The sequence below is a fragment of the bacterium genome, assembly GCA_035691305.1.
Lineage (GTDB): Bacteria > Sysuimicrobiota > Sysuimicrobiia > Sysuimicrobiales > Segetimicrobiaceae > DASSJF01.
Genome location: DASSJF010000025.1, coordinates 1 through 26,246, shown reverse-complemented (window position 1 = coordinate 26,246; position 26,246 = coordinate 1). Strand labels below are relative to the sequence as shown.

Here is a 26,246-nt window from a genome sequence, read left to right as displayed (position 1 = left end):
CTCCGTCGCGATCGTCCGTCCGAGCACGTTGATCTTCTCGGTCAGCCCGGGCTTTGCGGGGTCCCCGACCTTCGACAGCAGCCGGCGCGCGCGCGCCGTCCAACCCGCGACGAGTATCGGAACTCCGTGGTAGAACTTTTGCACCAACGAGAAGTACGCGTTGCAGTCGCCCCGGCCGTACGCCGGAGTGATCGGCGTCGGACACGGAAAATCGGCCCGTTGAGGCTCGTACAAACCGACGCTCGCGGGCGTTTCGCCAATCGCGGGGGCCGCGATCACGGCGACGAGCACAAGGGCCGCCGCCTGAAACATCGGACGGAGGAACGGGCGGTTTGGGCGGCGGACCGACCCGCGCATCACATCCCGTAGGTCCGTACCCAAGCTGGAACGACCCGGAACATGACGCGGTCCGCCGGCATCGCGTCGCCGCGCCACCGGCGGCCGAGATTCGGCTTGTACTTGTCGACCAGGCCGCGGACGAGCGCCTGCCGCGCCGGCGTTTCTCCGACGAATTCCGCCCGTCCCCCGACAATCACGGCGCGCGCGTCCTCCCGCGACCCCGACTCGGCGACGACACAGATGCGCGGGTCGCGGCGGATATTGCGCACCTTTTGTGTAGCGGCTTCGCTGATCATCGTGAGCGACTCGCGATCGTGCCAGAACCACACCGGCATCGCGAGCGGTGAGCCGTCCGGCTGAATCGTTGCCAGCACGACGACCTCGAGCGAGCCGAGAAGCCGCTGGATATCGTCGTCCCTGAACCGCCGCGGCATGAAGCGGACTTAGGCGCCGCCCGCCGCGAACCTGCCGGATTCTACTCGGCCGGCCGAAGCTTATGCCGCCGCTTTCCGCAGTTGGGCGCCGCCCCAGGCGAGCCAGATAATCGCGAGGATAAATCCGAGCCCCATCAACGCCATTGGGGCGCTGAACACCTGCAGCATCTCCACGACGCCCGCGACGATCGCCAGCCACCCGAGCGTTCGGTTCATCGCTCCGGTGTCCACGATGGCCCAGCCGGCCACGAAGACGGCGGCTCCGGTGAACGCGTTGCCGGACGCCATCAGCGCCTGGTTGACGGCGCCGAGCGCGATCCAACCGGCGCCGGCCGCGGCTTGATTCGCGGCGAAGAGCGCGACCAGGATCTGACCTCCCTGCCACAGGAGCGCGGCGCCGAGCGCGTGCAGGGTCAGACCCATAAACGCCAGGCCGAGGTTCGCCGCGGCGCGCGTCGGCGACTTCTCGCGCAGGCGGGAGAAGACGCCGAACGTGAAGACGAGCCCGAAACCGGAGGCCAGCAGGCCCAAGACGCCGATCCCCGCGAAGAGCCCGGCCTTTTGTCCCAAGAGGGGCAGCGCCTTCGCGGGATCCTGCGCCGTCTGCGGATCCAAGCCGCTCGCGATGAACAAGATGAACAGCAGAGCCAGGCAGAGCGCAGTGATGTAGCCGGCGGTTCCTCCGTTCTGCTGGAGCCGGTCCATCGCACACCCCCTGGACGAGCGTACGTGCCGCCTGTATGCCGCCACAACCGTGTTGCGAAACTGTAAAGTTTAGACTATGACGGCGACCAAACGACGCGGAAGCGTCACGAGCGGCATGGCCTGGATGTTCATCATCTCCATACTGCTCTTCTGGCTCCCGGTGATCGGGCCCCTCGTCGCGGGCATTGTCGGCGGCCGGAAAGCCGGCGGCGTCGGTCCGGCGATCCTCGCCGTGTTCTTACCGGTTATCGTGACGGGGGTGGCGCTGACGGTCTTTGCGTCGGCCCTCACCGGCATTCCGCTCCTAGGCGCGGTGCTTGGATTCGGCGCCTCCATCGTGCTCCTTACGCACGTGGGTCCGCTTCTCCTCGGCGCGATTGTCGGCGGCCTGATCGCCTAGTGTGACGCGCGGGCCCCGCCGGCCGGGGCGGACGCCCGTCCGGCCGGATACCCCGGACAGCCGGGCGCCGGAGTCGTGAAGCAGCTGTATTCCGGCCACATGAACGTCTCGAGCTGGCCGATCAGCTTTTCGCGCACCTGGGCCGCCCGCTGGGCGCGCTGCTGCTCGAACTGGCCCCACAAGGTGATGAACTGGGAGATGAACTGCGTCGGATCGAACGAGATGGCGCCGCCTCCGCCGGCGGCCGCGGCGGCGCCGGTGGGTTGGGACGGGATCGGACCCTGGACGGCGATCACCGTGGCGGTCGATTCGATCTGGCCGCGCGCCGTGAGCACGCTGCGCGCGAGCGCCTGCACGCTGGAGTCGTAGGCGGAGAGCGCCGCCTGCAGATCCGTCTGGCGAGCCCGGAGCGCCCGCGTCGGCGCGTCCTCCGGTGTCGCGCCGACGAAGGCCTGTCCGGCCGCGATCGCGATCTGCTCGTTCTTTCTGAAGCCGCTCCACGACGTGACGCTGTCGTCGTCGGCCAGCACGAGGATCACGGTGTGCAGCCACGCGTTCCACGGCGCGCGCGCGTCCGCGTACCGCTGGACGACGCCGTCGTATTCGGTTTGGAAGGCGGCCGCTGCGGACTGCACGGCCGTTTGATTCGCCTTGAGCGCCTTCAGCTGATCCGGCATCGGCATGCTCGCGGTGCACAGCGCGTCCTTGTCGCCGGGCTTGCAGTCGTGGGCGACGGCGAGGACGTCGTTCCCTTCGCGCGTCAGCTGATCGACCTCGGCCCGCCCGGCCTCGATGCGGCGGCGGCTCGCCTGCGAGTCTCTCCAGATCTGCGCGGACTGTGCCGCGATCGCCAGCGCCTTCTCGCGGGTCAGCTGCGCCTGATACAGCATGTCCCAGTCCGCGGACGTCATCCCGACGCCCGGCCCCTCGCCGCACCCGGCGCAGATTACCGCGGCCGCGACGACCGCCGCACCGCGCCACACCATCTTCATGCCGTGTGCCTCCCCCCGCCTTGCCTGCCGTGCCGTTATGGGCTGCGCGCGCACACCGTCCCCGCCGCGTGCAGATAGACAAGAACGGCCTGACGGCCGGGCGCCGGGGCGAAGCACGCCGCGTACCACGCGGCGTCCCGCGCTTCGAAGTCCGTTCTGCCCGGATAGGCGCCGCCGCGCTCGACCAGCGCGCGGACCATGCGCAGGTCACCGTGGGCCGCCGCGTACATCAGCGGCGTCCGGCCGAGGTCGTTGACGGCGTCGCCGTCGCCGCCGGCCGCCACGAGCACTTCCACCAGGTCCGCCCGTCCCGCCCACGCCGCGGCCGTGACGGGCGACCAGCCCTCCGCGTCGCGGTCGTTGACGGACGTCCCGTTGGCGGCGAGCGCCCGCACCGCGTCGGCGCGCTGCTCCCACACGGCGCGCATGAGCGGCGCCATACCGCCCGGGGCGTGCGACCACACCGGCGCGCCGCGACTTTCGAGCACCACGATGACCGACTGATACCATACCCACGCGGCGGGCGAGGCGTCCGGCTTGATCGCGGGATCGCACACGACCGCCGCCCGGCAGGCTGTGAAGACCCGCACCTTGGCCAGCTCGCCGTGGGAGGCGGCGCTGAGCAGTGTCTGCGCCTCGGACGCCTTGTCCGACGACGGCGCGAGGCCCGGATCCAGGTTGAGCAGGGCGAGCACGTGGCGCGCTGCGTACCACACCGGCGTGTGGCCGCCCTGATCGGGCTCGCCGACATCGGCGTGGTGCACGACGAGCACCTTGATCGTGGCGAGGTCGCCGCGCTGGATCGCGTAGTCGAGCGCCGTGCGGCCGGCCACGTCCCGCGTGTTGATCGCGCTTCCCAGCGACGCGAGCAGATCCGCCATGCGGCTGTTGCCCAGCACCGCCGCGTACATGAGCGCCGTGCGGAGGTTCTTGTCCCGCAAGTTCACGTTGGCGTGCGCGCCCGTCACCAGGAAGACCGCCACCGTGTCGTTGCCTCGGATGAGGGCCCACATGACCGGCGTGTTGCCGCCGGCGTCCTGCGCGTTGGCCGACGCGCCGGCACCGACCAGAAAGCGCGCGGTCTCGAGCGCGGACGCGGCGGCCTCGCCCGGGGCCTGCGCCACGGCCAGCAAGGGCGTCATGCCGATCCCGTCCGATGCATTCACCGACGCGCCGCGGGCGATGAGGCACCGGACGATCCGGAGGTGCGGAGCGTACGCGGCCTCCACGAGCGGCAGCGCGCCGGTCTCGTCGCGTTGGTTCACACTCGGAGACGCGGCCGCAAGGTCGCAGGCCCCCGCGTCCCCCCGCATGGCGGCCAGGGCCACTGCACGCCGGCCGGACTGCGGCGACGCGTGGATCGACGCCGCCAGACCGTCGAGGAGCGGCCCAGCCGAGTTGATCCAACCCGCGAAGTTGATCTCCTGGTTGGGACCGGTCAGCACGCTCGCAGCGACGCCGACCACCTCGCCGCGCCGGTTGAGCACCGGGCCGCCACTGTTGCCCGGACTGATCGGCGCCTGCATCTGGATCAGCCGCTGCGGCCGGAGGATCGCGCTCACCGTCCCCTGCGTCATCGTGGCCTGCGTCTCGCCGAGACTCTCCGGCCGCGGAAACCCGAGCACGTAGAGGGTGTCGCGTTCGGCCACCCCTTCGGCGTCGCCGAGCGGCAGCGGGTGCGCGATCGCCTGGCCGGACACGAGCAGAATCGCGACGTCCGCGGCCCGCTCGCCGGCCGCGAGACGCGCCGGAACCGACAACTGAAACGCCCCCCCGGACAGCCGGATCCGCGACGCGCCCGCGACGACGTGGTACGCGGTCACGATCAGTTGACCGCTTACGATCGACCGGACGACGAACCCCGTGCCGGAGTTCAGCGCGCGGCCGTCGGCGCTCTCCGCGACGACGCGCATCACGCTCCAGCGGGCGTTCTGAATGGCGGCCATGTTGGCAGCGGGAGCCGGCTGCGCCGTCGCCGCCGACACCCGCCACGGCAGCAGCGCGACGAGGAGCGCCGTTCCCAGCGCAGCCTTACGGACGGCCATAGAGATCGCGCAGCTCTCCGGATGTCGCCGCGACGCGCGGCGGCTCAAGGCTCTCACGCGTCAGCGTCACGCGCCGGCCGTCGGCCCGCGCAAACGTGAGGCGAAGCTTCGGGAGCCGTTCGAAGTACGACCGGAAGAGGTCAAGCGTCAGGGCGGCGATCGCGGCGGCGCCGGCGGCGGCCCCCGCGCCGGGAGTAATCACGGTTCCGAAGAGCGCCTGCCCGGGAAGGAACAGCTGCTCGATCGTGCCCTTGGCCCCGGCCTCGCGCGGGGTGGGGACCAGCGTGGCGCCCGCGCCGGCCTGCCGGTTCAGATCGCGGCACAGCTCGCGCGTCAACGACTCGGCGGCGCCCTCGGGAAGCCCTTCCGGCTCCACCTTGAGCTGGACCTCCATCGCAACCCACCTCCCCCGCGCCGTCTTGGATTGGGTAGCCCCGCCGGGATTCCTCTTCACAGTCTTCACACGCAGGACACCGGCGCCGGCTCGTCGATTCTTCCTGAAAATATGCCCCCGCGGAAGACCTCGGACGCCGGCGCCCCGCCTCTCCTGCCGCTGATCGTCGGCGTCACGGGCCACCGCGACCTGCGCGAGGAGGATCTCCCGGCCCTGGAGGCGCGCGTCGCGGACGTGTTCCGCGCGCTGCGGGCCCGGTGTCCGGGTACGCCGCTGATCCTGCTTACCCCGCTCGCCGAAGGCGGCGACCGCCTCGTGACCCGGGTCGCCCTGCGGCTGCGCGACGAGGATCGATCGATCCGCATCATCGCGCCCCTGCCGATGCCGCGGGCGCTGTACGAGGCGGATTTCGGCGTCGCCGCCGGAGCCGGCTCGCTCGCGGAGTTCCGACGCCTATTGGCGCAGGTGGACCAGTGGTTCGAGCTGCCGCATGCGGCGGGCACCCCGGCGGAGGATGCCGCCCGGGACGGACCGGCCCGGGACAAACAGTACGAACGGCTGGGAGCGTTCATCGCGGCCCACAGCCAAGTGCTGGTGGCGCTGTGGGACGGCGAGCCGTCGGTGAAAGCGGGCGCCACCGCGCAGGTCGTGGACTTCGCTCTCAACGGCCTGCCGTCCGAATACGCGCCCGAGCGCGGGCCGATCGACCAGATGGAGTTGGGCCCCGTCTACCACATCGTCACCCCCCGCCGCAGCCATCCCGAGACGCCTTACCCCGCCTTCACCGTCCGGCTGCTCTCGCCGGCGCGGCTCGGTGGGGACAAGGGGCACGGCCGCCTCTACGAGCGCGTCTTTCAGCGTTTGGAGACGTTCAATCGCGACGTGCGGCAGCATCACACCCTGGTCGCCGGGGAACGGGACGGCGCCAAGCGAGACATCCTCGGGGACGGCGCGCACGCGAGCGCGGGCGTCGGATACCTCCTCGACCGCTATACAGCCGCCGACACGCTCGCGCGCGTCTTCCGGCGCACCACCGATCAGGCGCGGTCGGCGTTGTTTCTGCTCGCCTTCGTGACCGCGGTCGCGTTCGGCGTCTACGCGCACCTCGGACACTGGGCGCCGCTGCTACTCATCTACGGGGCGCTGCTCGGCGTCACGTTCTCCGTGTACGTCTGGAGCGCGCCGATCGAGCGCCCCGGCCTTCTCACGCGCGCGCTCGGCGCGGACGCCGCGCGCGCCTGGTGGGCTCGGCGCGGCGACTTTCAGAACAAGTCGCAGGACTACCGGGCGCTGGCGGAGGGACTGCGCGTGCAGATGTTCTGGCGCCTGGCGGGCGTGCCCGACTCGGTCGCCGACCACTACATGCTCAAGCAGAAGAGCGAGCTTGACTGGATCCGGGTCGCGCTGCGGACCTGGACCCTGCTCGCGGATCACACTCCCGAGACGGGGAACACCGTCGCGACCGCGCCGCCCGCGGATGACGGGACCAGGCTGCGGCTCGTGCTGGCGCGCTGGGTCCAGGCGCAGGAGGCGTACTTCCGCGGAGCGGCCGTCCGCGACCGCGCCGAACTCCACCGCCTCACCAAACGGGCGAAGTGGGCGCTGGCCCTCGGCACGTTGAGCACCGTGGCGCTCGGCGTCTCCCTCAATTTCCCGCTGCCCTGGCGCGCCGCGCTCGCGTTCCTGTTGAACCGCCACGAGCTCGGCCACGGGACGCTGATCGCCGCCATCCTCGCGCTGCTGATCGTCGCGGCGTTGCTCTACGCCTACGCCGACGAGAAAGTCCTCGAAGACCACGTCAAACAATACGTTAGGATGCAGCTGATGTTCCACGGCGCCGAGGAGCGGCTGCGGCGCATGCTCGCCGCGGGCCAGACCGCGGAGGCCCGACGCCTGATCCTCTCGCTCGGCCGGGAGGCGCTGATCGAGAACGGCGATTGGGTGATCGCGCACCGGTCCCGGCCGCTCGAGATCCACGCGGGATAAGGGCGCCCCGCGAAAGGGATTTCCAGGCTACAATAAGCGAGACGCGGGCCGCGGGGGGCTGCATCGGGTATGGGGTTCCTGACAAAATTCGAGGACGACGTCTTCATCAGCTACGCCCACTTCGACGACGACCGCGTCCTGAGAGAAAAGGAAGGGTGGGTCCTCAAGCTCTACCGCGAGCTCGTCAACCGGGTGCGCGTGCGTCTGGGCAAGGACCCCAGCGTCTGGCTCGACCAGGGCGAGGTCCGCAGCCACGACGATTTTGAAAACAAGATCTCGCGCCGCCTCAAGAAGACGGCGATCCTCTTGTCCATCGTCAGCCCGAGCTTCCTCCAGCGCGAGTGGTGTCAGCGCGAGCTCCGGGAGTTCGTCGAGCAGGCCGAGCGCGACCTCGGGATCCACATCGACGAGGAGAGGCTACGCGTCTTCAAGGCCGACAAGCTGCCCGTTCCGACGAACGATCTGCCGGCCGTCCTGCAGCGGCAGGAGGGCTACAAGTTCCACGACCCGCAGGGCCACGAGTACCGTCCGATGCTCAACGAGGAGCACGCCGCGCGGTTTTTCACCGTGATGGACGATCTGGCCAAGGACATCGTCGAGATGCTGAAGACGATGGAGACCCGGACGCGCCCCGGGGCCTCCGAGACGCCGGAGCGTCCGGCGGTCTATCTGGCCGAGCCGGCGTCGGACCTCGAGGAGGCGGTGCTCGAGGTCCGGCGCGACCTCAAAGACCGCGGCTACACCGTCCTGCCCGCGGGCAGCCTGCCGTACCGGGTGCGCGAGCTGAGCGGGCAGGTGAAGGGCTGGCTGGAGCGCGCCGCGCTCTCGGTCCATCTGGTCGGCAACGAGTACGGCGTCGTCCCCGAAGGCGAGCGCGAGAAATCGATGGCGTGGCTGCAGTATCAGTGGGCCCTCGAGCAGGGGGCCCGCGACGGTTTCACGCGGCTGGTGTGGATCCCGGGCGACGTGGAGCCCTCCGACGAGCGGCAGCGGCGGTTCATTCAGTACCTCGAGGAAGATCCCGGCGCCCAGACCGGCTCGGACGTGCTGCGAACCCACCTCGAAAACCTCAAGGCGGCCGTTCAGGAGAAGCTGCGTGCGATCACGGCGGCGCGCGAGAAACAGGCCGCCAGGACGCCGGCCGCGGCCGCCAAGTCGGCCGCGGCGACCACGGAGCCGCCGCTCGTCTACCTCATCTGCGACCGGCTGGACCGCGAGTCCGCGCCGCTTCTCGCGCTCAAGAAATACCTGTTCGATCAAGGCTACGACGTGATGCTCCCCATCGAAGACCAGGATGAGCGAGAGGCGCTGCGCGCGCACACGGAGATCCTGGAAAACTGCGACGCCTGCCTGATCTACTACGGGCAGGGGTCCGACCGGTGGTTCGGCGCCAAGTTGATGGACTTCCGCAAGATTCTGCGGCTCAGGCAGCAGCCGGTGCGGGTCAAGGCGATTTACGTCGCCCCGCCGGACACGCCGGGCAAGCGTGAACTCGCGACGCACGAAGCGATCATTGTGCGCGGCGCGGAGACCTTCGCGCCTGGGCCCCTGGACCCGTTTCTGCACCGCGTCTCCAACGGCGGCGGAGAGCGCCGCTGATGGCGGCGGAGATCCGGACCCATCCGTTCCCGGGGCTGCGTCCGTTCGAGCCGGGAGAAGAACATCTCTTCTTCGGCCGCGAGGGGCAGAGCGAAGAGATCCTCCGTCGCCTGCGCCGGCAGCGCTTCCTGGCCGTCGTGGGGACGTCGGGCAGCGGCAAGTCGTCGCTGATCCGCGCCGGTCTCTTGCCCTATCTCTACGGCGGCTTCATGGCGCACGCCGGCTCGCACTGGCGCGCGGCGATCTTCCGTCCCGGCGGCGATCCCATCGGCCATCTCGCGCGGGCGCTCAACGATCCGGCGGTGCTCGGCCACCCGGCGGCCGTCGGCGAGGACGCGGCGCAGAACGCGATCCAGCTCGAGGTGACGCTGCGCCGCAGCGGCCTCGGCCTGATCGACGCGGTGCAGCTCGCCAGGCTGCCGGAGCACGAAAATCTGTTGATCATCGTCGACCAGTTCGAGGAACTCTTCCGCTTCGCGGACGCGGGCGAGGCGCGGCGCGAGGACGACGCCGCCGCCTTCGTCCGGCTGCTGCTCGAAGCGACCCGGCAGCGGGACGTGCCGATCTACGTCGTGCTGACGATGCGATCCGATTTTATCGGCGACTGCGCGCGGTTCCGCGAGCTCCCCGAGACGGTGACGGAAGGCCTCTACTTGATCCCGCGGATGAACCGGGATCAGCTGCGGTCGACGATCGAGGGGCCGATCCGGGTCGCCGACGGGCACGTGTCGCGGCGGCTCGTGACGCGTCTGTTGAATGACGCCGGCGAAGACATCGACAAGCTGCCGACCCTGCAGCACGTGCTCATGCGCACATGGGACTGCTGGGAGCGCGGCCATGCGGACGGGCAGCCGGTCGACCTGGAGCACTACCAGGCGGTCGGCGGCATCGGGGAGGCGCTCTCGCGCCACGCCGAAGAGGCCTATCTGGAACTGGGCACCGAGCGCCGGCGCGCGATCGCCGAGAGTCTCTTCCGGGCCCTGACGGAGAAAGGCCCGGACAACCGCGAACTGCGCCGCCCGACCACCGTCGCGGAGATCGCCGCCGTGGCGGGGGCGGATCCCGCCGCGGTCATCCCGGTGATCGAAGCGTTCCGGCGCCCCGGCCGGTCGTTCCTCATGCCGCCCGCGCCGATCTCGCTCGATAAAGACACGGTTATCGACATCTCGCACGAGAGCCTGATCCGGGGCTGGCACCGCCTCAAGGGATGGGTCGACGAGGAGTCCGAGTCGGCAAAAGCCTTCCGGCGGCTCGCGGACCAAGCCGCGCTGCGCGCCGCGGGACAGGCGGGGCTGTGGAGCGGCCCGGATCTGGCCGGCGCGCTGGCGTGGCGCACGCGGCAGGCGCCGACCGCGGCGTGGGCGAGCCGGTACCACCCAGGATTCGAGCAAGCGATGGCGTTTCTCGACGCGAGCCGCGCCACGGAAGATGCGTCGACGAAGCGGCGCCGGCGGGCCCGGTCGCTCGCGATGGCGGCCAGCGCTGCGGCGCTGACCGTCGTCCTGATCTTCGCCGCGTGGGGTTACCGCGAGCAGCAGGCCGCCGCCGTCTCGGAGCGGGCCCGTGCAGACGAGGCGGCGATCAACCTCAAGAGACTCCAAGGGATGCAGTCGCAGCTGGCCGCCTCGTACGACACCGTCAAATCCGAACTGCAGGGCCGGGTTGCGGCGGAAGCCGGGCGCCGGCGGGCGCTACAGACCGCACAGCACGCGGCGGCAGAGGCCAAAGCGGCGGCGGCGGAGGCCGAACGGCAGCGTACGGTCGCCGTCCTCGAGAGACAACGTGCCGACGACCGCGCGCAGGCCGCGCACATCGCCGAAGGCAAGGCGCGCGCGGCGGAGGACGCGGCGAAGGCGCAGGCCCGTGCGGCGATCGCCGGCCACTTGGCGGCGAGCGCCCGATCGCTGGCCAACGACCGCTACGATCTGGCGCTGCTGCTCGCACTCGAGGGCGACCGCCTCAACGATACGATGGAAGTGCGCGGCAGCCTGTACGACCTGTTGGAGTCGCACCCGCAGATGCGGACGTTCCTTCACGGGCACGCCGGGAGCGTACGGAGCATCGCCTTCAGCCCCAACGGCAGGCTGCTCGCGTCGGGCGGCGACGACCGGACCGTGAGGCTCTGGAACGCGGAAACGGGGCAGCAGATCGGCCGGCCGCTCGTCGGCCACACGGACACGGTGCGGAGCGTCGCGTTCAGCCCCGACGGCGCGATCGTGGCGTCCGGCGGCGACGACGCGACGATCCGGCTGTGGGACGCCGCAACGGGACGGCCCCGGGGCGTGCTCGGGCCCGGCAACGCCAAGGATCCAGCGCGCCCGGGACACACCGCGCCGGTGCTCAGCATCGCGTTCACCCGCGACGGCAAGTTGGTGTCGGGGAGCGAGGACGAGACCGTCCGTCTGTGGGACGTCTCGACCGGGCGCCAGCTGTACAAGTTGGGACCCGGGGACGGGAAGGGCACGCCCGGCCACACGGCGTCGGTCTGGAGCGTCGCGGTCAGCCCGGACGGCAAGGTCATTGCGTCGAGCGGCAGCGACAAGACGATTCAGTTGTGGAACGCCGCGACCGGCGAGCATCTCAAGACGCTCGGCCCGGGCGACGGGAAGGACAAGCCGGGGCATACGGCCTCGGTGCTCAGCCTCGCGTTCAACCGCGACGGCACATTGCTCGCCTCGGGCGGGGGCCGCGACGATCCAACGGTCCGGGTCTGGAACCTCGCCACCGGAACGGACAAGATCGTCGGCAAACACGATTACGCGGTGTGGAGGCTCGCCTTTCATCCGGACGGCAAGACGCTGGCCTCCGCGAGCGTCGACGATACCGTGCGCCTGTGGAACGTCGAGACGCTCAAGCCGGTCGAAGGTCCCCTGACGAGCTACGCGAGCGCGGTGTACGGCCTGGCCTTCAGCCCCGATGGCCGGACGCTGGCGGCAGGTGGGGCGGACCGCCTGATCGTGCTGTGGAACGTGACCCCGCACCCGCGCCTCCAACGTCACCTCGCCGCGAGGTGGGTGTGGGGTCTCGCGTTCAGTCCGGACGGGAAGACCCTCGCGGGCGCCGACGGCAGCGACAAGCTCGTTCGGCTGTGGGACGTCGCCACCGGAACGGTCCGAACGCTGCCGGGCGATCCGAAAGACCCGGTGCGCCACACCGCAGCCGTGACCGCCGTGGCCTACAGCCCGACCGGCGATCTGGTGGCGTCGGCAGGCGGGAAGCCGGATCCGTCGGTTCGCCTCTGGGACGTCGCCACCGGACGGCAGCGGTATCTTCTCGGCCCCGGCGACCCGAAGAACGCGGCGCTGCCGGGGCACACCGATCGGGTGAACGCGGTGGCCTTCAGCCCGAACGGGAAGATCCTCGCATCGGGAGGCGACGATCAGACAATCCAGCTGTGGGATGTGACGAGGGGGCGCCCACTGAGGAAGCCGATCACCGACAACTCCGACAAGGTGGAGGCGCTGACGTTCAGCCCTGACGGCCGGACCCTCGCGTCCGCCACCGCCGACGGCATGCTGCAGCTGTGGGATGCACGAACCTGGCGGCCGCTCGGCCACGCCGTCGACAGCAGCCTGCAGGGTCTGTACGGCGTGGCGTTCAGCCGCGACGGCAAACTCGTCGGCGCGGGAGGCGATACCGGCGTCCGGGTGTGGCACGTGTCGAGCGACGGGATCGCAGGCCCCCCGGAAGAGATGTGGGGTCACACCAACACGGTCTGGAGCGTCGCCTTCAGTCCCGACGGCACCCTCCTCGCATCCGCCGCCGGAGATCACACCATGCGGCTCTGGATCGTCGGCTTGGGCGTGCCGCTCGGGCCGCCGCTGAGCCCCAACGACCACGACGCGTTCAGCGTCGTGGTCAACCCGACGGGCACGGTGCTGGCCTCGGCCTTCGGCAACGACGTCGTGCTGCTCGATCTGAGCCGCGCGTCGTGGATGCACGAGGCGTGCCGCATCGCCAACCGCGACCTCACGCGCGAAGAATGGAATCAGTGGGTCGGCGCTACGCTGCCGTACGACCAGTACGGCCACACGTGCTCGCGGTGACGGCTGGCGCGCGGCGGACGAGACGGCATGGCTGAGCGCCGCTACGCGGTCCTCATCGCCAGCAGCGAGTTCGTGCCCGCCTCCGGGCTCAGCGCGCTTCGCTGCCCGCCCAACGACGTCGACGGGCTGCGCGAGGTACTGACGGCCGCGGGCGGCTTCACCGACCCGATCGTGCTCAAGAACGCGCCGCACAGCGATGTGCTGCTCACGATCGAGCGGGTGTTCCGGCAGGCGGCGCCCGACGACCTCGTGCTCCTCTACTACTCCGGGCACGGCAAGCTGGACCTCAACGGACGGCTCTATCTCGCCACCGCCGACACCAACACCTCGACGCTGCTGACGACGTCGGTGCCGACGCAGAGCATCCGCGACATCGTGTCGGACTGTTCCTGCACGAAGGTCGTGCTGATCCTCGACTGCTGCTACAGCGGCGCGGCGGACGCGACGTACAAGAGCGGCGGCGTGGACGACCAGCTGAAAACGCTCGCCGCCGAGGGACGCGGGACCTACATCCTCTCCGCGTCCACGGGTTACCAGGTCGCGAAGGAGCGCGCGGACGCGCCGTACAGCGCGTTCACGGGATATCTCATCGACGGCATCCACCACGGCGCGAAACCAGACGAAAACGGCAACGTCACAGTGCCCGAGCTCTATCGGTACGTCAGCGACGGCATGCGCGGCGGCGCCCAGACGCCGATGATGTCGGGGCGCAACGTGCAGGGCACGATGGTGATCGCGCGCCGGGTCCCGGAGGCAGGGGCCAGACGGCACGTGAGGCGCGCGCGCGTCTTTGTCAGCTGCGACGATGCCGGGGCGCCGGCGGTACAGGACGTGCTCGCGGCGCTCGCGGCGGAGTGCGAATTCTCCGTCGATGCGATGATGCCCGTGGGCGCCACGCGGGCGAAGTGGATCGAAGAGCGGCTCGGCGACGCGGACGCCCTGATCGTCTTTCTCTCGGAGCGTTCGGGCAGCAGCTGGAAACTGCTCACCGAGCTCGAAACGGCGCATCGCCTCGCGCAGGCGCACGGCGGCCGCCCGGTCACGCTGCCGGTGCTGGTCGGCGCCCTCGGGCCCCTCCAACCGCCGCTCAGCGACTACTTGAATCCGATCCAGTGGGCCACGTGGAAAGGGCCGGGCGACACGGCGCGGCTGGTAGAGGCCCTTCGCGAGGGCGTTGCGCTCGGGAGGACCGCGAGGCGGAAGTAATCCGGGCCAGCATCCGGCCGAAGCGCTCCACCTCGTCCTCCGTGTCGTCGTAGTGTACCGAGGCGCGCACCGGCTCGCAGCCCGGCGTATCACGCCGGGCGCCGTCGACGTCGATCACGGCATGACTACGGGAGCTTTGTGGACGCGAAGATCAGCGCCGCCGCGGAGACCGCGTCCAGCAGCGTGAAGATCATGTTGCCCTGGCCGGCGCTGATGAGGAAAAAGACCCCGACAACCATCCCCATGATCAGGGCGCCGGTTTTTGCCTCCTTCAACTTGCCGTCCTTGTAGTTCTTGTAGCCCACGGCGTAGGCGACCGCTGCAACCCCGAGAACGAACAGGAAGTTCAGCAAATCGCCGGTCATGACGACCAGCCCCGCGCCGACCGCCAACAGAATCGGCGCGACCATCAGCGCCTGCTCGATGTTCTTGGCGGCTGCCGCCGCCATCGCCGGCGCCGCCGCGGCGGCCGCGGGCGCGGACTGAGGAACAGGCACCGAGACGACCGGCGCCGCGGTTGGCTGCGGCGCCGGCGCAGAAGGCTCCGGTACCGCCGGCGCCCTCCGGACGGGCGCGCCGCACTCGGGACAGAACTTCACCCCTTCGGCAAGCGGCTTGCCGCACGAACCGCAGAACATCGCCGACTCCCCCTCCGGCCCATCCCGATCAACGGGCCGCGCATTATCACGATTCGCCGCCCACGACCCCGACCGCCGCCGGGGCCGCGGCGGACGTACGCTGTCCGTCGCGCACCTGCCAAAGTCCCTGCTGCACCAAGCCCAGCACGACAAACCAGGCGACCACCCCAATGGCCACGTACTTGACGTCCAGGAGCGGGGGGATCGGAGAGTCCCACAGCATATGCAGGGCGACCGGGATCAGAAACGCCCTCCAGAAGGTCGCGTCCATGAACGGCTTTAGGGTCATGGGCGCGTCGCCCTTCGCCCTCCACAGTGCGCCGGCCGCGATCGCCGTCCACGCCACGTGCGCGAACGGCGAGAGGAGCGCGCGCACCTGCGTCTCATTCGCCGCGGCGAGGAGCGACTGCGTCTTCAAGAGGTAGGCGAACGCGTATCCCGCACTCTCAAACCACGCGAAGCCGGCGCCGACCGCCGCGCCGAAGAGCAGGCCGTTCAGGATGTACTTGTACCTCGCCTGGTGCATGAGCAGGGCAACCACGAGGAGTTTTCCGCTCTCCTCGACGATCCCCGCGCTCGAGGCGCCGAGCCAGTTGAGGTTGGAGACCTGGTACCCGAACAACGCGACGACGATCGAGAACACGCCCCCGAACGCCATCAGCATCAACGTAGTGTGGAACGGAACGTTCCGCGGCGCGTTGAACTCGAAAAACAAAAAGAGCGTGGCGAGCGGCACGGCGAGCGCGCCGATCGTGAGCATGCCCGGAATCGCGAAGACGTTGCCGAAGTTGAACGCCGCGAACGCCAGGCCGGCGTAGAGCAGCGCGACAAACGCCAGCACGCGGATAAACAGCCACGGGCGGGGCCACGCCGCCTTCACCTCCCCGAGATCGGGTGTCGTCCGCTTCGTTCCCGCGACGAGATAGTCGTCCATCTCGTCCGTGGTCCGGTGCTTGAAGACCTCGCCGAACATCTCGCGGAAGCTGAAGCCCTCGAGGTCTTGCGTGCCGGCCAGCCGCTCGAGGCGGAGTTCGGCGGCGCGAAGGGCGCCGTGGTTGCGATGGGTGGCGGGCGGCGGCGGGGGCGCGGGCCGCGGAAGCGCGGCCGCGGGGTTCAGCGGCGACCCACAGTGGGTGCAAAACCGGTCTCGAGCATCGTTCTCCGCCCCGCACGACGGGCAGCGCATTCAGTTCTCCCCCTTCGAGACCGGAATGCGGAGCGGTCCGCCGTGACGGAGCTCCCGGCGCGGCTTCTTTGATTCGGCGGGGCGGGCGTCCTTCCGGGTGATCCCTGGACTCTGGATCAGAACGGAGCGGGAAATCCGGTAACCGATCCTCCGTCCGTCTTAGAGGATCACCGGTGCGTGATAGGCCTCGGACGTTTCCCGGAGGACGGCGAGGTACTCGCGCGCCGTCGCGAGGTCGTCCGACTCGACCGCGAGCAGCGCCAGTTCGCGGCGTATCGTCTTCGCCTCGCCGAGACGGCGGAGGCCGTCAAAAAGGCGGAGGCTTTCCATCAGGGACAGGCGGGCGAGATCCATCCGGCCCAGCATTCGCTGAATCGTACCGCGAAGCCAGAGTGTGGCGGCACGGTCCTCAGCGGGCGCGCCGTCGTCGTCGGGAAACAGAGCGAGCGCGGCCTCGCCGATCGTTTGCAGGACGTCGGCTCGAAGATGGGCGTGCACCGCATCGACGAACGCTCCCAGGGTCCGCGCCGCGCCTCGAACCTGCCGCGCCGCCCCGTACATCGCGATGCTGGCCGAGTAGTGCCGCCGAGCCTCGGTCCACCGCTCCGCCTGCGCCTCGAGATCGCCGAGCTGCCAGTGAATGTCCGCGAGCCGCCGCCGGTGCTGCACGGTATCGTAGACCGCAATGGCTTCGCCGGCGTGCGCGATCGCCGCTTCATAGGAACCGTCCTGCGCGGCGGCCGCCGCCCGACGGGCATGCCGGCCGCCGGCGTGCTCCGGATCGGCGAACGACTGGCCGGCGCCGAGCGCCTGGCGGTAAGCATCGGCCGCTTCAGCCGTCTGCCCCATGCGCTCGCGCGCGACTCCGAGGTAATAGTGCAGCGCCGCCGCGGGCGACGGATCGCCCTCGGGCCCGGAAAGAAGGTGGAGGGCCGCCTCGAACGTCCATGCCGCCGACGCAGGGTCGCCGGCAGCGAGTTTGCTGCGGCCGAGGCACGCCTGCCCCCGCACAAGCGTCTCGCGGTCTCCGGTGTGCGCCACCGCGCGAACCACCCGCTCCGCACGCCGCCACGCCCGCAGGTCGTGTCCGTTCCGCTGGTCCAGACAGGCGAGGGCTAGCTCGATGCGCGCATGCAGCAGGTCGTCGCCGTCGCCGGACGCGGCGTCGTTCGCCCGCTTCAGCCACGCCGACGCCTCGGCGAGCGCTTCGGCGTGGAGATACGCGAGGCCGACCATCAGGAACGCCTCGGCCTCCCGGTCCTCGGTGACGCCGTCGAGGAAATAGGAGAGCGGCCGGTTGAGCCGCCGCGCGAGGATCTTGAGTGTGGTCAGGCGAGGCGTGCGGTGGTCGCGCTCGAGCTCCGAGATGTAGCTCTTCGAGAAATCGCGACCGCCCAGTTGTTCCTGGGTTAGCCGCTGTTCGAGGCGGGCGGCACGGATCTTCTGTCCCAGTGTCATGCGGGGTGCCCCGAACTCAGGACCGTCCCACCCTCGGCCGTCTGACAACTGTGGCAATTCAGTTTCTACAGTACCCTGCCACATCTGTCAAGTGAAACTATATAGAAGCGCGCCGTAAGTAAACCGCCGTAAGTAAACCGCATCTCGCGGTCGCGCGGGCCATATGCTGAGGGCGCCGTCGACCGGAGACCCACGGCCCGCGGTCCTCTCTGTCAACTCCGCGAGTCCTCGACGTTGCTTGTCGCGGTGCCGGGACGCACGTACCATCGGGACACGAAACGCACCGCCGGGAGATGCGGCGTTGCTCTTCGACAAGTTGTGGGATCAGGTCAAGGGCGCGGAGCGCACGGGGACGCTGACGGTGGAGGAAGCCCTCGACTGCGCGACGCGGCTGCCGCAGGCCCTGTTCTGCTCGATGATGGAATGCTTGGCCGAGAACGGGGAAGACCCCGCGATCATCGTAGTGCAGGTTGCCCGATTGCACGTCGTGACGCTTCGACACCTGCGTGACATCGCGCGCACATTGCGCGGGCGGCGCGCCCGGGGGGTGCACTGAGCGCCGGCCGGCGACTTGCGGATTGATGTTGGTTCATCTAAAATTATAGATGTTCTGACATCAGTCTCGCAGGAGGGCCGGCATGCGCGGACGGATACGCGCCGAGCGCCAGGCGGGCGACGTGAGGGCGCGCGGCGAGGCCAAGATGGGCATCCACGTTCCGAAGGAGCTGCATCGGCGGTTTCGGGCCCGTCTGATCCTCGAGGGCCGCCTGATGCAGGACGTGATCCGGCATTGGGTGGACGAAGAGGTCATTGCGCACCGCACGCGCCAGCCCGCCACCGGAGGTCTCCGCTTCTTCAAGGGCGTCGATCGGAGCACGTTGGCGGCGATCGCCGTGCCCATCGAGCAGGACAAGATCCGCCGGCTCAAGAGCAAGTTGTTGATGGAAGGCCGCAACATCTCGCAGTGGGGCACGGAGCGCATGGAGCAGTTTCTGCGAGAGCGCGGCTGAGGATCACGGCGGCGCTGGTCTGCGCCGCCGGTGTCGCGGCCCTGCCGCTCCTGCGTCCGGCGTTCGCGGCGCTGCCCGCGCTGACCGTCTACGCGACCTCGCCGACGATACGCACGTCGCTTCACCTGCAGCCCGGTTTCGCGCTCATCGTGAGGGCCGACCGGCGCATCGACACGGTCGCGATCGGCGACCCCCGCGTGATCACCGCGGCGCCGGTGCGCCGCGGGCCGGATGTCTTCGACGTCGTGCTGCAGCCGCTGTCCGACACCGGTACGACGAACATGGTGCTCTGGCTCGGGGACGTCACCACCATTTGGAATCTCGACATCGGTCCGGGCCAGCGTACGGCGGACGTAGTGTTCGTCGTCACGCGGCCGCACGCTCCGGCGCCCGCAGCCGCCCCGACGGACACACGGAGACCGTCGTCCCCGCCGGCGGCCCCATCGCCGTCGTCCCCGCCGGCGCCGCCGGCCGCCGCCGGGGCGGCACCGGGCGGTCCGTCGCCCGCGGTGCTCGACCTGCGCGAAGCGGTCGGCGGCGTGACCGCCGCGTTCCACGCGACTCGAACGCGCAGCGGCATTCTGTTGGGGTACGAGATCACCAACGGCGCCGGGGGCGATCTCGTCATCAAACCGTCCTCGGTGCTCGTGCGCGCGGACGGCCGGCCCGCGGCCTACGGCATGGGGCGCGACAGCGTCGACCGCGGGAGGCCCGATGTCATTCCACGGGGCGCGACAGAGACGGGAGTGATCCACATCGCCGTACCGTCGGCCCGCCGGGTCGAGCTGATCCTCGCCCTGTTCCCGGCCGGCGCCGACGAGTCCGCCGACCACGTCAACGCCCCCGCAGCGCGCACCGGCACCGCCCCGGCGGCGCCGGTGCCGATCGTCCTCCAGGCGACGTTCAGCGGGCTGGACCGCCTGCCGGTGACGGCGGCACCCTGACCGGGTCCGCGCCGGACCGGCCCCGTCGCGTGCCGGACGTCGACGCCCTGCTCGCGCTCATGCCGCGGTGGATCGCGGCCGGCGTCGCGCCGCGCAGCGGCGAAGATTTGGAAGAGATCGTCGCGGACTTGGGGCGACCCCCCCACCTCCGGTTCACCGACGGCGCCGCGGTCTCGCTCGCCCCGCGGGAAGTCACCACCGACGACATCCAATACGTGATCGGCCGGGTCACACGGTTTCGGGAAGACAACCGCACGGGCATCGAGCGCACCCTCCACCGCATCGCCTGCGTGCGCGACCGCTACCACGAGATCGTCGGCTTCACGTTCCGCGTCGGCCGCGCGGTCGCCGGTGCGGCGGAGCCGATCGCGGATCTCCTCGCGGAGGGTCATCACATCTTGCTCGTCGGGCCGCCGGGCGTCGGCAAAACGACCGTGCTGCGCGGCGCGGCCGCGGCGCTGGCGGATCAGATCGGGCGGCGCGTCGTGATCGCCGACACCAGCAACGAAATCGGCGGAGACGGCCGCGTGCCGCACGCGGCGATCGGGGGCGCGCGGCGGCTCCAGGTCCCGCTCTTCGACCCGTCCCGGCCCGCCCCACCCGGCGAGCGGCAGGCGCACCTTGTGCTGCAGGCGGTCATCAACCACGGCGCGCAGTCGCTGGTCGTTGACGAGATCGGGTTTGAAACGGACGCGCGCGTGGTCCGGACGATGGCACGCCGCGGGGTGCAGGTGGTGGCGACCGCGCACGGCCGCCGGCTTCAGGACGTGGTGTTCAATCCGGACCTCGCATGCCTCATCGGCCAGCCCCGGCCGATCGTACTGACGGCGGACGACGCGATGCGCCGAGGCGCCACCCGGCATACGATCCTCGAGCGCACCGAGCCGCCGGCGTTCGACCGCGTCGTCGAGCTGGCGCGCCGTGACCTGTTCGTGGTGCACCGCAACGTCGCGGACTCCGTCGATGCGATCCTGAACGGACTCACGCCCCCGGCGGAGCTCCGCCGGGCGAGTGGCCCCGCGGAGCTCGAAGGGACCTAGCGCCTGAGAGCGCGCGAAACCGCAGGACCGTGCAATGGTACCGCCCAATGCAGCACCACCGTGGAACGCGGGGTTGTGAAGTGGTTCGACAGCCGGATGGGCTACGGCTTCGTGATCGACGCGGAGGGACGGGATGTGTTCGTCCACCGGCGGATCGTGCGCCGCGCCGGTCGGCGCCGGCTCGAGCCCGGCGAACCCGTGGAATACGAGGCGGAGGTCACGCCGCGCGGCGTGAAGATCACACGTCTGGTCGTCGGGGAGGCTCCGAGGCGCCCGGCGTGACGGCGGGACCGTGCGCGCCGTCGTCCTGTGGGGCCGGCCCATGCGCCGCCCTGCGGACGGTCGGGAACGCGATCACGCCGGTTTGACGAACCGCGGTCTGCGCCTTGCGCTGCGGCACCCGCGGGTGGTTCGCGATGTTGAGATCGAGGTTCTTGCCGCAGGTGCACGTGATCTTGGTGACCTGGCTCGCATCGACCCAGACGTTGCCGGAGGTTTCCGCGTGCTGCCTCGCGGCCTCGATCGCGCCGGAGGCCTGTTCCTCGGCGTCTTCGCGCTCGCCCTGGGCGGGCGTCCCGGTGCCGTAGACCGAGTAAATAAATTTCTTCGGGTAGTAGATGCTGTATTTCTTGCCGCAGCGGCCGCACGGAAATGTGAAGACCAACGCCACCCACGATCACCTCGGCCTTCATTCTAACACAGGCGGCCGACGCAGCCTGGGACAATGGATACTAGGGCAGGAAAGGCACGCTTTGCTGTGATAGCATACGTTCACTTGAGCCCTGGGAGGCTGGCAGTCCATGGATGGGCGCACGGTCCGCACGTTCGCACTAGGCATCGCAATCGGCGCGGTGGCCGCGACGCTTGCCGTCGGAACGGCGGCGATGGCGTGGACCCGCCATCACGGCGGCACGCAGGTCCGGATGGCGCTCGTCGTGCGGCCGGCGCAGGGCGCGCCGCTCAACCCGCGCGAGTTCGTGCCGGTGCCGCCCCTGAATCAGCCGGGTAACGTCCCGAGCCAGGCGCCCTTCCCGGGCACCGGCTCGCAGCAGGATTGCGACAGAGTGCTGTTCTTCTACCAGGGCCGGCTGTACCAGTTGCGGCCCGGGCCCATGCCGCGGAACGGCGGCAACCCCGAGTTCTTCTACATGCAGCCGTATGGCGGTCCGCAGGTGCCGGGGTTCCCGCAGGCGCCGCCCGGGAGCGGTCCCGACATGCAGCAGCTCCCGATTCTGAAGTTCTAAACGCACCGAACCGGTCAAAGGTCGCGCGGAAAGCGAATAAACGCACGTGACGGCCGCGGCGTAAGCCCGCGGCCGTCACGTTGTTTCGGTTAATCGAAGCGGTTCTAGCCGAACTTACCGCTCGGGGACATCGACGCCGCCGTTTCCGTTGCCGTCACCGCCGTCGTGATGCCGGCGATAGACGCGGCCGCGCTGTCCGGGCGGGCCCCAGCCGCCGGGACCGCCGGGGCCGACCTCCTGACCACCCTGTCCGCCCTGAAGCACCTGCGGCATATTGAGAAGCAACTGCGTAATGGCGCCGGCGCCGGCCATGCCGCCCATCGGATTCGCCGCGGGCGCCGGCCCGGCCGCCGGAGCGGCTGGACGCGGAACCGAACGGGCAATCGGCGCAGGCCGGGAGACCGCCGGAGCCGCATGTGTCACAGCCGGTGCGGCAACCACGGGAGGCACGGGCATGGGGGCCGGGGCGGCGACGGGCGCAGGAGCCGGCATCGCGGCCGTCGGACCCGGATCGGCGATCACCGACACGGGCGCCTGTGCCTGCGGCTGCTGCGTGCCGAGCATCGCATGGCCGGGCAGGAGTGCGAGGCTCGTGATCGTCGCAATCGTGAGGCCACCGAGGGCCGTCGTCAGGAATTTCATCATGGCAGAGTCACCTCACTAACCTAGTACCCATCGTACGTTCGCATCTAACAAAGAGGGCGAGTCACGAGACCAATATAGAAAACTCGTGTGAAGAACTCGTGGAGATTGCCAGGAGAACTGAGGAAAATGCTAGCGGCCCCGGGTGAGACGCGCGTGCGCTTTAACGTCCTGATTCACCAGCGACCGCGGCCACTCACCGCGCGCGACGCGCGCCACTTCCTCGGCCACGCTGCGCTTGAGAGCGCGCCGGGCCTCTTCACTGTACCAGGCGACGTGCGGGGTCAGGATCGTGTTCGGTGTTTCACGGAGCGGATGGTCGGCCGCAAGCGGCTCGCTCTCGAACACGTCAAGGCCGGCGCCGGCCAGACGCCCCTCGCGCAGCGCCCGCGCGAGCGCGAGCGTGTCGATCAGCGCGCCGCGCGACGTGTTGACGACGACCGCGGTCGGCTTCACCATCCGGAGCTCTTCCTCGCCGAGCAGATGCCGGGTATCCGAGCCGAGCGGCGCGTGGAACGAAAGCATGTCGGACTGGCGCAACAGGGTCGGGTAGTCGACGAGCGTCGCGCCCGCCTCCGCCGCGGCCGTGCGCGAGACGTACGGATCGAACGTGAGCAGGTGCATGCCGAGCGGCGCCGCGTAGGCGGCCACGGAGCGACCGATGCGCCCGAAGCCAACGATGCCGAGGGTGAGCCCGTGGATGCGCCGGATCGGCGGGGTGACGGACGGTCCGGCCGGCCAGCGGCCCGCCCGGATCCCCGCGTCGTACGTGCGCAGCCAGCGGTGTACGGCCAGGAGCAGGGAGAACGCGTGGAGAGCGACTTCCTGTGTCCCGTAGTCCGGCACGTTCGCCACGCAGATGCCGGCCTTGGTCGCCGCCGCGAGATCCACCGTGTCCACGCCGACGCCGTACCGCACGATCGCGAGGCAGCGCTGTGCCGCGCCGATCGTCTCGGCGCTCAGCGGCGCATACTCATTCATCAGCACATCGGCGGCCGCCACCTCCACGAGAAAGGCGCGGCGGTCCTTCGCGTCGGCGACGCGCAACTCGATGCCGAGCGGCCGGAGCACCTCCTCCTCGTCGTCGAGGTTCGGGAAGTCGTGGTCGGTAATCACGGCGAGGAACGGCATAGGTACGGGGTTTGTGCCGGGGGGACGCGGTTCCTGTGCCCGGTCGACGGACCTACCGCCGCGGCAGGCCCGCGATCGCGCGGACGCGGTCCAGATCGAGGTGCCGGCCGACGAGATCCGCGAGGCCGTCCAGCCGCTCATCGAGCGTGAGCGCCCGCCGCGCTTCGCGCCGTCCGCCCGGGCCCGCCGCCGGAGCGCGGCGGCGCCAGAGCGTCTCCAGCAGCGCGTAGCGCACGGCCGCGTCCTCGAATAGGCCGTGCACCACGGTGCCGCAGACCAGGCCGTCCGGAGACGCCGCGCCTGCCGGCTCGTCGCACCGCCGGCCGCCGCGCTCGACGACGCGCACCCATGCCGGGCCGGCCGCCGTGCTGTGGCCCATATGGATCTCATAGCCCGGCGCTTCGAGGGCGGGCCACGAACCGGCGAGGCCCCCGCGGTGCGGCGGCGCGCCGCCGACGCGAACCCGCACCCGCGCCGTGCGCTTGGTCCGCGCGAACGTGGTGACGTGCGGCAGCAGGCCGAGGCCGTCGACCGATGCGCGGTCCGACTCGACGCCGCGCGGATCGTCGATCCGCCGGCCCAACATCTGGTAGCCGGCGCAGATCCCGAGCACCGGGGTGCCCGACACCGCCGCTTCCCGCACCGCGTCGGCGAGCCCGGACCGGCGCAGCACCGCGAGGTCGGCGGCGGTCGATTTGCTGCCCGGCAGAATCACGAGATCAGACCGTCCGAGGCGCGCGCCGGGCCGCACGTACCGGACGCGCACCCCCGCCTCTTGCTCGAGCGCGTCGAACTCGTCGAAGTTCGAAATGTAGGGAAGCTGCACGACGGCGATCTCGAGCGACGGCTCGTCCACCCCGTCCGAGGGCGGCCCAGACGGCGCGCGGAACCGATCCAAGGCCACGGCGTCCTCTTCCGGCAGGCGCCACGCCGGCGCGTACGGAACGACGCCGAGCACCGGGCGGCGCGTCCGCGCTTCCAGATCGCGCAGCGCGGGCCGCAGCGTTTTCGCGTCGCCACGAAACTTGTTGATCATGAAGCCGTGGACGAGCGCACGATCCGCCCGGTCGAGGAGTGCCGTCGTGCCCGCGAGCGCCGCGAAGACCCCGCCGCGGTCGATGTCGCCCACAATCAGCACGGGGGCGCGCGCGTAGCGCGCGAGCCGCATGTTCGTCAGGTCGGCGGCGCGCAGATTGACTTCGGCCGGGGAGCCGGCGCCCTCGATCACGACCACGTCGCAGGCCGCGCGCAGGCGATCGAGGGACTGCGTGATCGCGCGCCACAGCTCCCCGCGGCCGAGCGGGACGGCCGACGCGCGGCCGAGCACCACGACCTGCGTGCGGCCCGCGGGCGCCGGCTTCACGAGCACCGGGTTCATCTCGACGGCCGGCTCGACGCCCGCGGCGCGCGCCTGCACGGCCTGCGCGACGCCGATCTCGCCGCCGCCGGGCGTCACCGCTGCGTTGAGCGAGATGTTCTGCGCCTTGAACGGCGCCACGCGCCATCCGTCGCGCGCGAAAACGCGGCACAGCGCGGCCGCCAGGGTGCTCTTGCCGGCGTGCGACGCCGTGCCCTGGATCATCAGAACGCGCGCCGCGGAGCGTGGGCCGCGCCTCAATCGGGGCAAAGGATTCACGCCGCCGATACCAGAACCCCCCAGCCGGTGATGATCGGGTGAGATCGCGCACTACTCCGGATCGCCCGGCCTGGCTCGGCACGCTGCCCTACGGGCTGGTCGCGGCCGCCGTCCTGCTGCGGCTGGTCCCGCACGCCTCGAACTTTCAACCGATGGATGCGCTCGCGCTGTTCGGCGGCGCGGTGCTCCCCGGTGTGTGGGCGTTCGCCGTGCCGCTTGCCGCCGTCGCGCTGTCCGACGCGGTGCTGGGCTTCTACGGCCCGGGCATGGTCTGGGTGTACGCGGCCTACGCCGTGATCGTCATCCTGGGCCGGCTGGCGCTGCACCGCCGGTCCGTCGGGCGGGTGGCCGGCGCCGCGCTCGCGTCCGCGGTAGTGTTCTACCTGATCACCAACCTCGGGGAGTGGACCGGTCCGCTCTATCCGCATACGGCCGCCGGGCTCGCCGCCTCGTTCATCGCGGGAATTCCATTCTTCGGCAACACGGTGCTGAGCGATCTCGGATATTCGCTCGCCCTCTTCGGAATCTACGACGCGGCGCGCGCCGTGGAACGGCGCCGCACCGGCCTCAGCGCGACTCAGCGCACCACGTAGCGAATCCGCAGGACCACATACGCGGCGATCGGCGCGCCGTCGCGCGTGGCCGGCGCGAACCGCCAACCGCGGACGGCGTCCACCGCCGCCCGGTCGAGGGCGTCCGACCCGGACGACGCGGTCACCTCGACGCTGCGCACGTCCCCCGTCGCGAGCACCAGCGCGCGAATCGCCACCACGCCTTCGCTTCCCTCGACGGCCGCGGCGGCGCCGAGGTCCTGACGGCGCACCGTCAAGCGGAAGGCGTCGCCCGGATATGAAGTGCCGGGTGTCGAGATGACCCGGGGAGGAAGCACCACCGGCGCAGCCGCCGGCGGTGCGGGCGCCACGGCGTTGCTTGAGGCGCCCGATGCGTCGGCGCCGCTCAACCCCGGCGATGCGCCGGAACCCGTGCCGCCCGCGGTGCCGGACGAACCCGGCGCGCCGGTGAACGGCGTCCCGGCCCGCGTCGTACCGGCGCTCGGTGTGGCCGCGGCGGCGGGTGGCGCCGCGGAGTGAGGCGACGATGTAGACGGCGACGATGACCGCGGTGACGGCTGCGGCACCGGTGCGCGCGGCGGCACGACGAGCGTCACCGT

General features: G+C 70.5%; 26 protein-coding genes. 12 read left to right on the top strand and 14 right to left on the bottom strand.

All coding sequences use genetic code 11. The features are described from left to right. The 3 genes from VFL28_04175 to VFL28_04165 all read right to left on the bottom strand — a co-directional run. The coding region (locus VFL28_04175; protein ID HET7263841.1) for a hypothetical protein at positions 1–360 on the bottom strand (360 nt) is incomplete at its 3' end. Beyond that, entirely contained in the window at positions 357–773 is a 417-nt protein-coding gene (locus VFL28_04170) for a pyridoxamine 5'-phosphate oxidase family protein (protein HET7263840.1), read from the bottom strand. The genes VFL28_04170 and VFL28_04175, both read right to left, overlap by 4 nt. Positions 774–833: 60 nt before the next feature. Next, positions 834–1,478 carry a hypothetical protein gene (locus VFL28_04165; protein HET7263839.1) on the bottom strand — a complete coding sequence of 215 codons (645 nt, stop codon included), beginning with the start codon at positions 1,476–1,478 and terminating at the stop codon, positions 834–836. Between the two features lie 76 nt (positions 1,479–1,554). On the opposite strand from VFL28_04165, the gene VFL28_04160 reads away from it, so the two are divergent. Next, positions 1,555–1,878 carry a hypothetical protein gene (locus VFL28_04160; GenBank protein HET7263838.1) on the top strand — a complete coding sequence of 108 codons (324 nt, stop codon included), beginning with the start codon at positions 1,555–1,557 and terminating at the stop codon, positions 1,876–1,878. Here VFL28_04160 and VFL28_04155 read toward each other — a convergent pair. From VFL28_04155 to VFL28_04145, 3 genes are read right to left on the bottom strand one after another with little or no spacing between them, the layout of a single operon-like run. Then, positions 1,875–2,870, bottom strand: coding sequence for a hypothetical protein (locus VFL28_04155; GenBank protein ID HET7263837.1), 996 nt, complete (start codon positions 2,868–2,870; stop codon positions 1,875–1,877). The genes VFL28_04160 and VFL28_04155 overlap by 4 nt on opposite strands. 35 nt (positions 2,871–2,905) lie before the next feature. Beyond that, a complete protein-coding gene (locus VFL28_04150; protein ID HET7263836.1) occupies positions 2,906–4,915 on the bottom strand; it encodes an ankyrin repeat domain-containing protein in 2,010 nt (669 codons plus the stop codon). Beyond that, a complete protein-coding gene (locus VFL28_04145) occupies positions 4,902–5,309 on the bottom strand; it encodes a hypothetical protein (GenBank protein ID HET7263835.1) in 408 nt (135 codons plus the stop codon). The genes VFL28_04150 and VFL28_04145 overlap by 14 nt, the downstream gene beginning before the upstream one ends. 111 nt (positions 5,310–5,420) lie before the next feature. Between VFL28_04145 and VFL28_04140 the strand changes: the two genes are divergently transcribed. From VFL28_04140 to VFL28_04125, 4 genes are all read left to right on the top strand, one after another. Then, a complete protein-coding gene (locus VFL28_04140; protein ID HET7263834.1) occupies positions 5,421–7,295 on the top strand; it encodes a hypothetical protein in 1,875 nt (624 codons plus the stop codon). A gap of 69 nt (positions 7,296–7,364) precedes the next feature. Continuing rightward, entirely contained in the window at positions 7,365–8,894 is a 1,530-nt protein-coding gene (locus VFL28_04135; GenBank protein HET7263833.1) for a toll/interleukin-1 receptor domain-containing protein, read from the top strand. Continuing rightward, entirely contained in the window at positions 8,894–12,940 is a 4,047-nt protein-coding gene (locus VFL28_04130) for a hypothetical protein (GenBank protein ID HET7263832.1), read from the top strand. Before VFL28_04135 ends, VFL28_04130 begins: the two co-directional genes overlap by 1 nt. Before the next feature lie 27 nt (positions 12,941–12,967). Continuing rightward, the gene (locus VFL28_04125; GenBank protein HET7263831.1) at positions 12,968–14,146 is read left to right on the top strand and encodes a caspase family protein; all 1,179 of its coding nucleotides are present in this window, start codon (positions 12,968–12,970) and stop codon (positions 14,144–14,146) included. A gap of 125 nt (positions 14,147–14,271) precedes the next feature. Here VFL28_04125 and VFL28_04120 read toward each other — a convergent pair whose 3' ends face one another. The 3 genes from VFL28_04120 to VFL28_04110 all read right to left on the bottom strand — a co-directional run bounded on the left by VFL28_04120 (position 14,272) and on the right by VFL28_04110 (position 17,428). Continuing rightward, on the bottom strand, positions 14,272–14,643 hold the full coding sequence (locus VFL28_04120) for a hypothetical protein (GenBank protein HET7263830.1): 372 nt from the start codon (positions 14,641–14,643) through the stop codon (positions 14,272–14,274). Between the two features lie 187 nt (positions 14,644–14,830). After that, complete coding sequence (locus tag VFL28_04115) at positions 14,831–15,970, bottom strand: PrsW family glutamic-type intramembrane protease (GenBank protein ID HET7263829.1); 1,140 nt, start codon at positions 15,968–15,970, stop codon at positions 14,831–14,833. A gap of 159 nt (positions 15,971–16,129) precedes the next feature. Then, positions 16,130–17,428, bottom strand: a complete 1,299-nt coding sequence (locus VFL28_04110) for a helix-turn-helix transcriptional regulator (protein ID HET7263828.1) — start codon at positions 17,426–17,428, stop codon at positions 16,130–16,132. Between the two features lie 301 nt (positions 17,429–17,729). On the opposite strand from VFL28_04110, the gene VFL28_04105 reads away from it, so the two are divergent. From VFL28_04105 to VFL28_04085, 5 genes are all read left to right on the top strand, one after another. After that, positions 17,730–17,984, top strand: coding sequence for a hypothetical protein (locus tag VFL28_04105; protein HET7263827.1), 255 nt, complete (start codon positions 17,730–17,732; stop codon positions 17,982–17,984). A gap of 82 nt (positions 17,985–18,066) precedes the next feature. Then, positions 18,067–18,438 carry a hypothetical protein gene (locus tag VFL28_04100; protein ID HET7263826.1) on the top strand — a complete coding sequence of 124 codons (372 nt, stop codon included), beginning with the start codon at positions 18,067–18,069 and terminating at the stop codon, positions 18,436–18,438. Then, positions 18,393–19,382 (top strand): pilus assembly protein N-terminal domain-containing protein, encoded by a 990-nt coding sequence (locus VFL28_04095; protein ID HET7263825.1) that lies wholly within the window; start codon positions 18,393–18,395, stop codon positions 19,380–19,382. The genes VFL28_04100 and VFL28_04095 overlap by 46 nt, the downstream gene beginning before the upstream one ends. A 29-nt stretch (positions 19,383–19,411) precedes the next feature. Beyond that, entirely contained in the window at positions 19,412–20,422 is a 1,011-nt protein-coding gene (locus tag VFL28_04090) for a hypothetical protein (GenBank protein ID HET7263824.1), read from the top strand. A gap of 75 nt (positions 20,423–20,497) precedes the next feature. Next, positions 20,498–20,704 carry a cold shock domain-containing protein gene (locus VFL28_04085; GenBank protein HET7263823.1) on the top strand — a complete coding sequence of 69 codons (207 nt, stop codon included), beginning with the start codon at positions 20,498–20,500 and terminating at the stop codon, positions 20,702–20,704. On the opposite strand, the gene VFL28_04080 is transcribed toward VFL28_04085, so the two are convergent. Further along, on the bottom strand, positions 20,661–21,092 hold the full coding sequence (locus tag VFL28_04080; protein HET7263822.1) for a hypothetical protein: 432 nt from the start codon (positions 21,090–21,092) through the stop codon (positions 20,661–20,663). The two genes, VFL28_04085 and VFL28_04080, sit on opposite strands and share 44 nt — an antisense overlap. Positions 21,093–21,222: 130 nt before the next feature. Here VFL28_04080 and VFL28_04075 point away from each other — a divergent pair, with 130 nt between their 5' ends. After that, complete coding sequence (locus tag VFL28_04075; GenBank protein HET7263821.1) at positions 21,223–21,666, top strand: hypothetical protein; 444 nt, start codon at positions 21,223–21,225, stop codon at positions 21,664–21,666. 114 nt (positions 21,667–21,780) lie between these two features. On the opposite strand, the gene VFL28_04070 is transcribed toward VFL28_04075, so the two are convergent. The 3 genes from VFL28_04070 to VFL28_04060 all read right to left on the bottom strand — a co-directional run bounded on the left by VFL28_04070 (position 21,781) and on the right by VFL28_04060 (position 25,021). After that, positions 21,781–22,311, bottom strand: coding sequence for a hypothetical protein (locus VFL28_04070; GenBank protein ID HET7263820.1), 531 nt, complete (start codon positions 22,309–22,311; stop codon positions 21,781–21,783). 129 nt (positions 22,312–22,440) lie between these two features. Then, positions 22,441–23,439 (bottom strand): C-terminal binding protein, encoded by a 999-nt coding sequence (locus VFL28_04065; GenBank protein ID HET7263819.1) that lies wholly within the window; start codon positions 23,437–23,439, stop codon positions 22,441–22,443. Positions 23,440–23,491: 52 nt separating this feature from the next. Continuing rightward, the gene (locus VFL28_04060) at positions 23,492–25,021 is read right to left on the bottom strand and encodes a cobyric acid synthase (protein HET7263818.1); all 1,530 of its coding nucleotides are present in this window, start codon (positions 25,019–25,021) and stop codon (positions 23,492–23,494) included. A gap of 92 nt (positions 25,022–25,113) precedes the next feature. Here VFL28_04060 and VFL28_04055 point away from each other — a divergent pair, with 92 nt between their 5' ends. Continuing rightward, a complete protein-coding gene (locus VFL28_04055; GenBank protein ID HET7263817.1) occupies positions 25,114–25,668 on the top strand; it encodes a DUF6580 family putative transport protein in 555 nt (184 codons plus the stop codon). On the opposite strand, the gene VFL28_04050 is transcribed toward VFL28_04055, so the two are convergent. Beyond that, positions 25,653–26,246, bottom strand: a 594-nt coding sequence (locus VFL28_04050; protein HET7263816.1) for an energy transducer TonB, incomplete at its 5' end; no start/stop codon positions are given. The genes VFL28_04055 and VFL28_04050 overlap by 16 nt on opposite strands.

What these genes read in the sequence shown, in the direction of transcription:
- VFL28_04170 (HET7263840.1), bottom strand. Translation starts at nt 773, where the DNA reads ATGCCGCGGCGGTTCAGGGACGACGATATCCAGCGGCTTCTCGGCTCG.
- VFL28_04165 (HET7263839.1), bottom strand. Translation starts at nt 1,478, where the DNA reads ATGGACCGGCTCCAGCAGAACGGAGGAACCGCCGGCTACATCACTGCG.
- VFL28_04160 (HET7263838.1), top strand. Translation starts at nt 1,555, where the DNA reads ATGACGGCGACCAAACGACGCGGAAGCGTCACGAGCGGCATGGCCTGG.
- VFL28_04155 (HET7263837.1), bottom strand. Translation starts at nt 2,870, where the DNA reads ATGAAGATGGTGTGGCGCGGTGCGGCGGTCGTCGCGGCCGCGGTAATC.
- VFL28_04150 (HET7263836.1), bottom strand. Translation starts at nt 4,915, where the DNA reads ATGGCCGTCCGTAAGGCTGCGCTGGGAACGGCGCTCCTCGTCGCGCTG.
- VFL28_04145 (HET7263835.1), bottom strand. Translation starts at nt 5,309, where the DNA reads ATGGAGGTCCAGCTCAAGGTGGAGCCGGAAGGGCTTCCCGAGGGCGCC.
- VFL28_04140 (HET7263834.1), top strand. Translation starts at nt 5,421, where the DNA reads ATGCCCCCGCGGAAGACCTCGGACGCCGGCGCCCCGCCTCTCCTGCCG.
- VFL28_04135 (HET7263833.1), top strand. Translation starts at nt 7,365, where the DNA reads ATGGGGTTCCTGACAAAATTCGAGGACGACGTCTTCATCAGCTACGCC.
- VFL28_04130 (HET7263832.1), top strand. Translation starts at nt 8,894, where the DNA reads ATGGCGGCGGAGATCCGGACCCATCCGTTCCCGGGGCTGCGTCCGTTC.
- VFL28_04125 (HET7263831.1), top strand. Translation starts at nt 12,968, where the DNA reads ATGGCTGAGCGCCGCTACGCGGTCCTCATCGCCAGCAGCGAGTTCGTG.
- VFL28_04115 (HET7263829.1), bottom strand. Translation starts at nt 15,970, where the DNA reads ATGCGCTGCCCGTCGTGCGGGGCGGAGAACGATGCTCGAGACCGGTTT.
- VFL28_04110 (HET7263828.1), bottom strand. Translation starts at nt 17,428, where the DNA reads ATGACACTGGGACAGAAGATCCGTGCCGCCCGCCTCGAACAGCGGCTA.
- VFL28_04100 (HET7263826.1), top strand. Translation starts at nt 18,067, where the DNA reads ATGCGCGGACGGATACGCGCCGAGCGCCAGGCGGGCGACGTGAGGGCG.
- VFL28_04075 (HET7263821.1), top strand. Translation starts at nt 21,223, where the DNA reads ATGGATGGGCGCACGGTCCGCACGTTCGCACTAGGCATCGCAATCGGC.
- VFL28_04070 (HET7263820.1), bottom strand. Translation starts at nt 22,311, where the DNA reads ATGATGAAATTCCTGACGACGGCCCTCGGTGGCCTCACGATTGCGACG.
- VFL28_04065 (HET7263819.1), bottom strand. Translation starts at nt 23,439, where the DNA reads ATGCCGTTCCTCGCCGTGATTACCGACCACGACTTCCCGAACCTCGAC.
- VFL28_04060 (HET7263818.1), bottom strand. Translation starts at nt 25,021, where the DNA reads ATGATCCAGGGCACGGCGTCGCACGCCGGCAAGAGCACCCTGGCGGCC.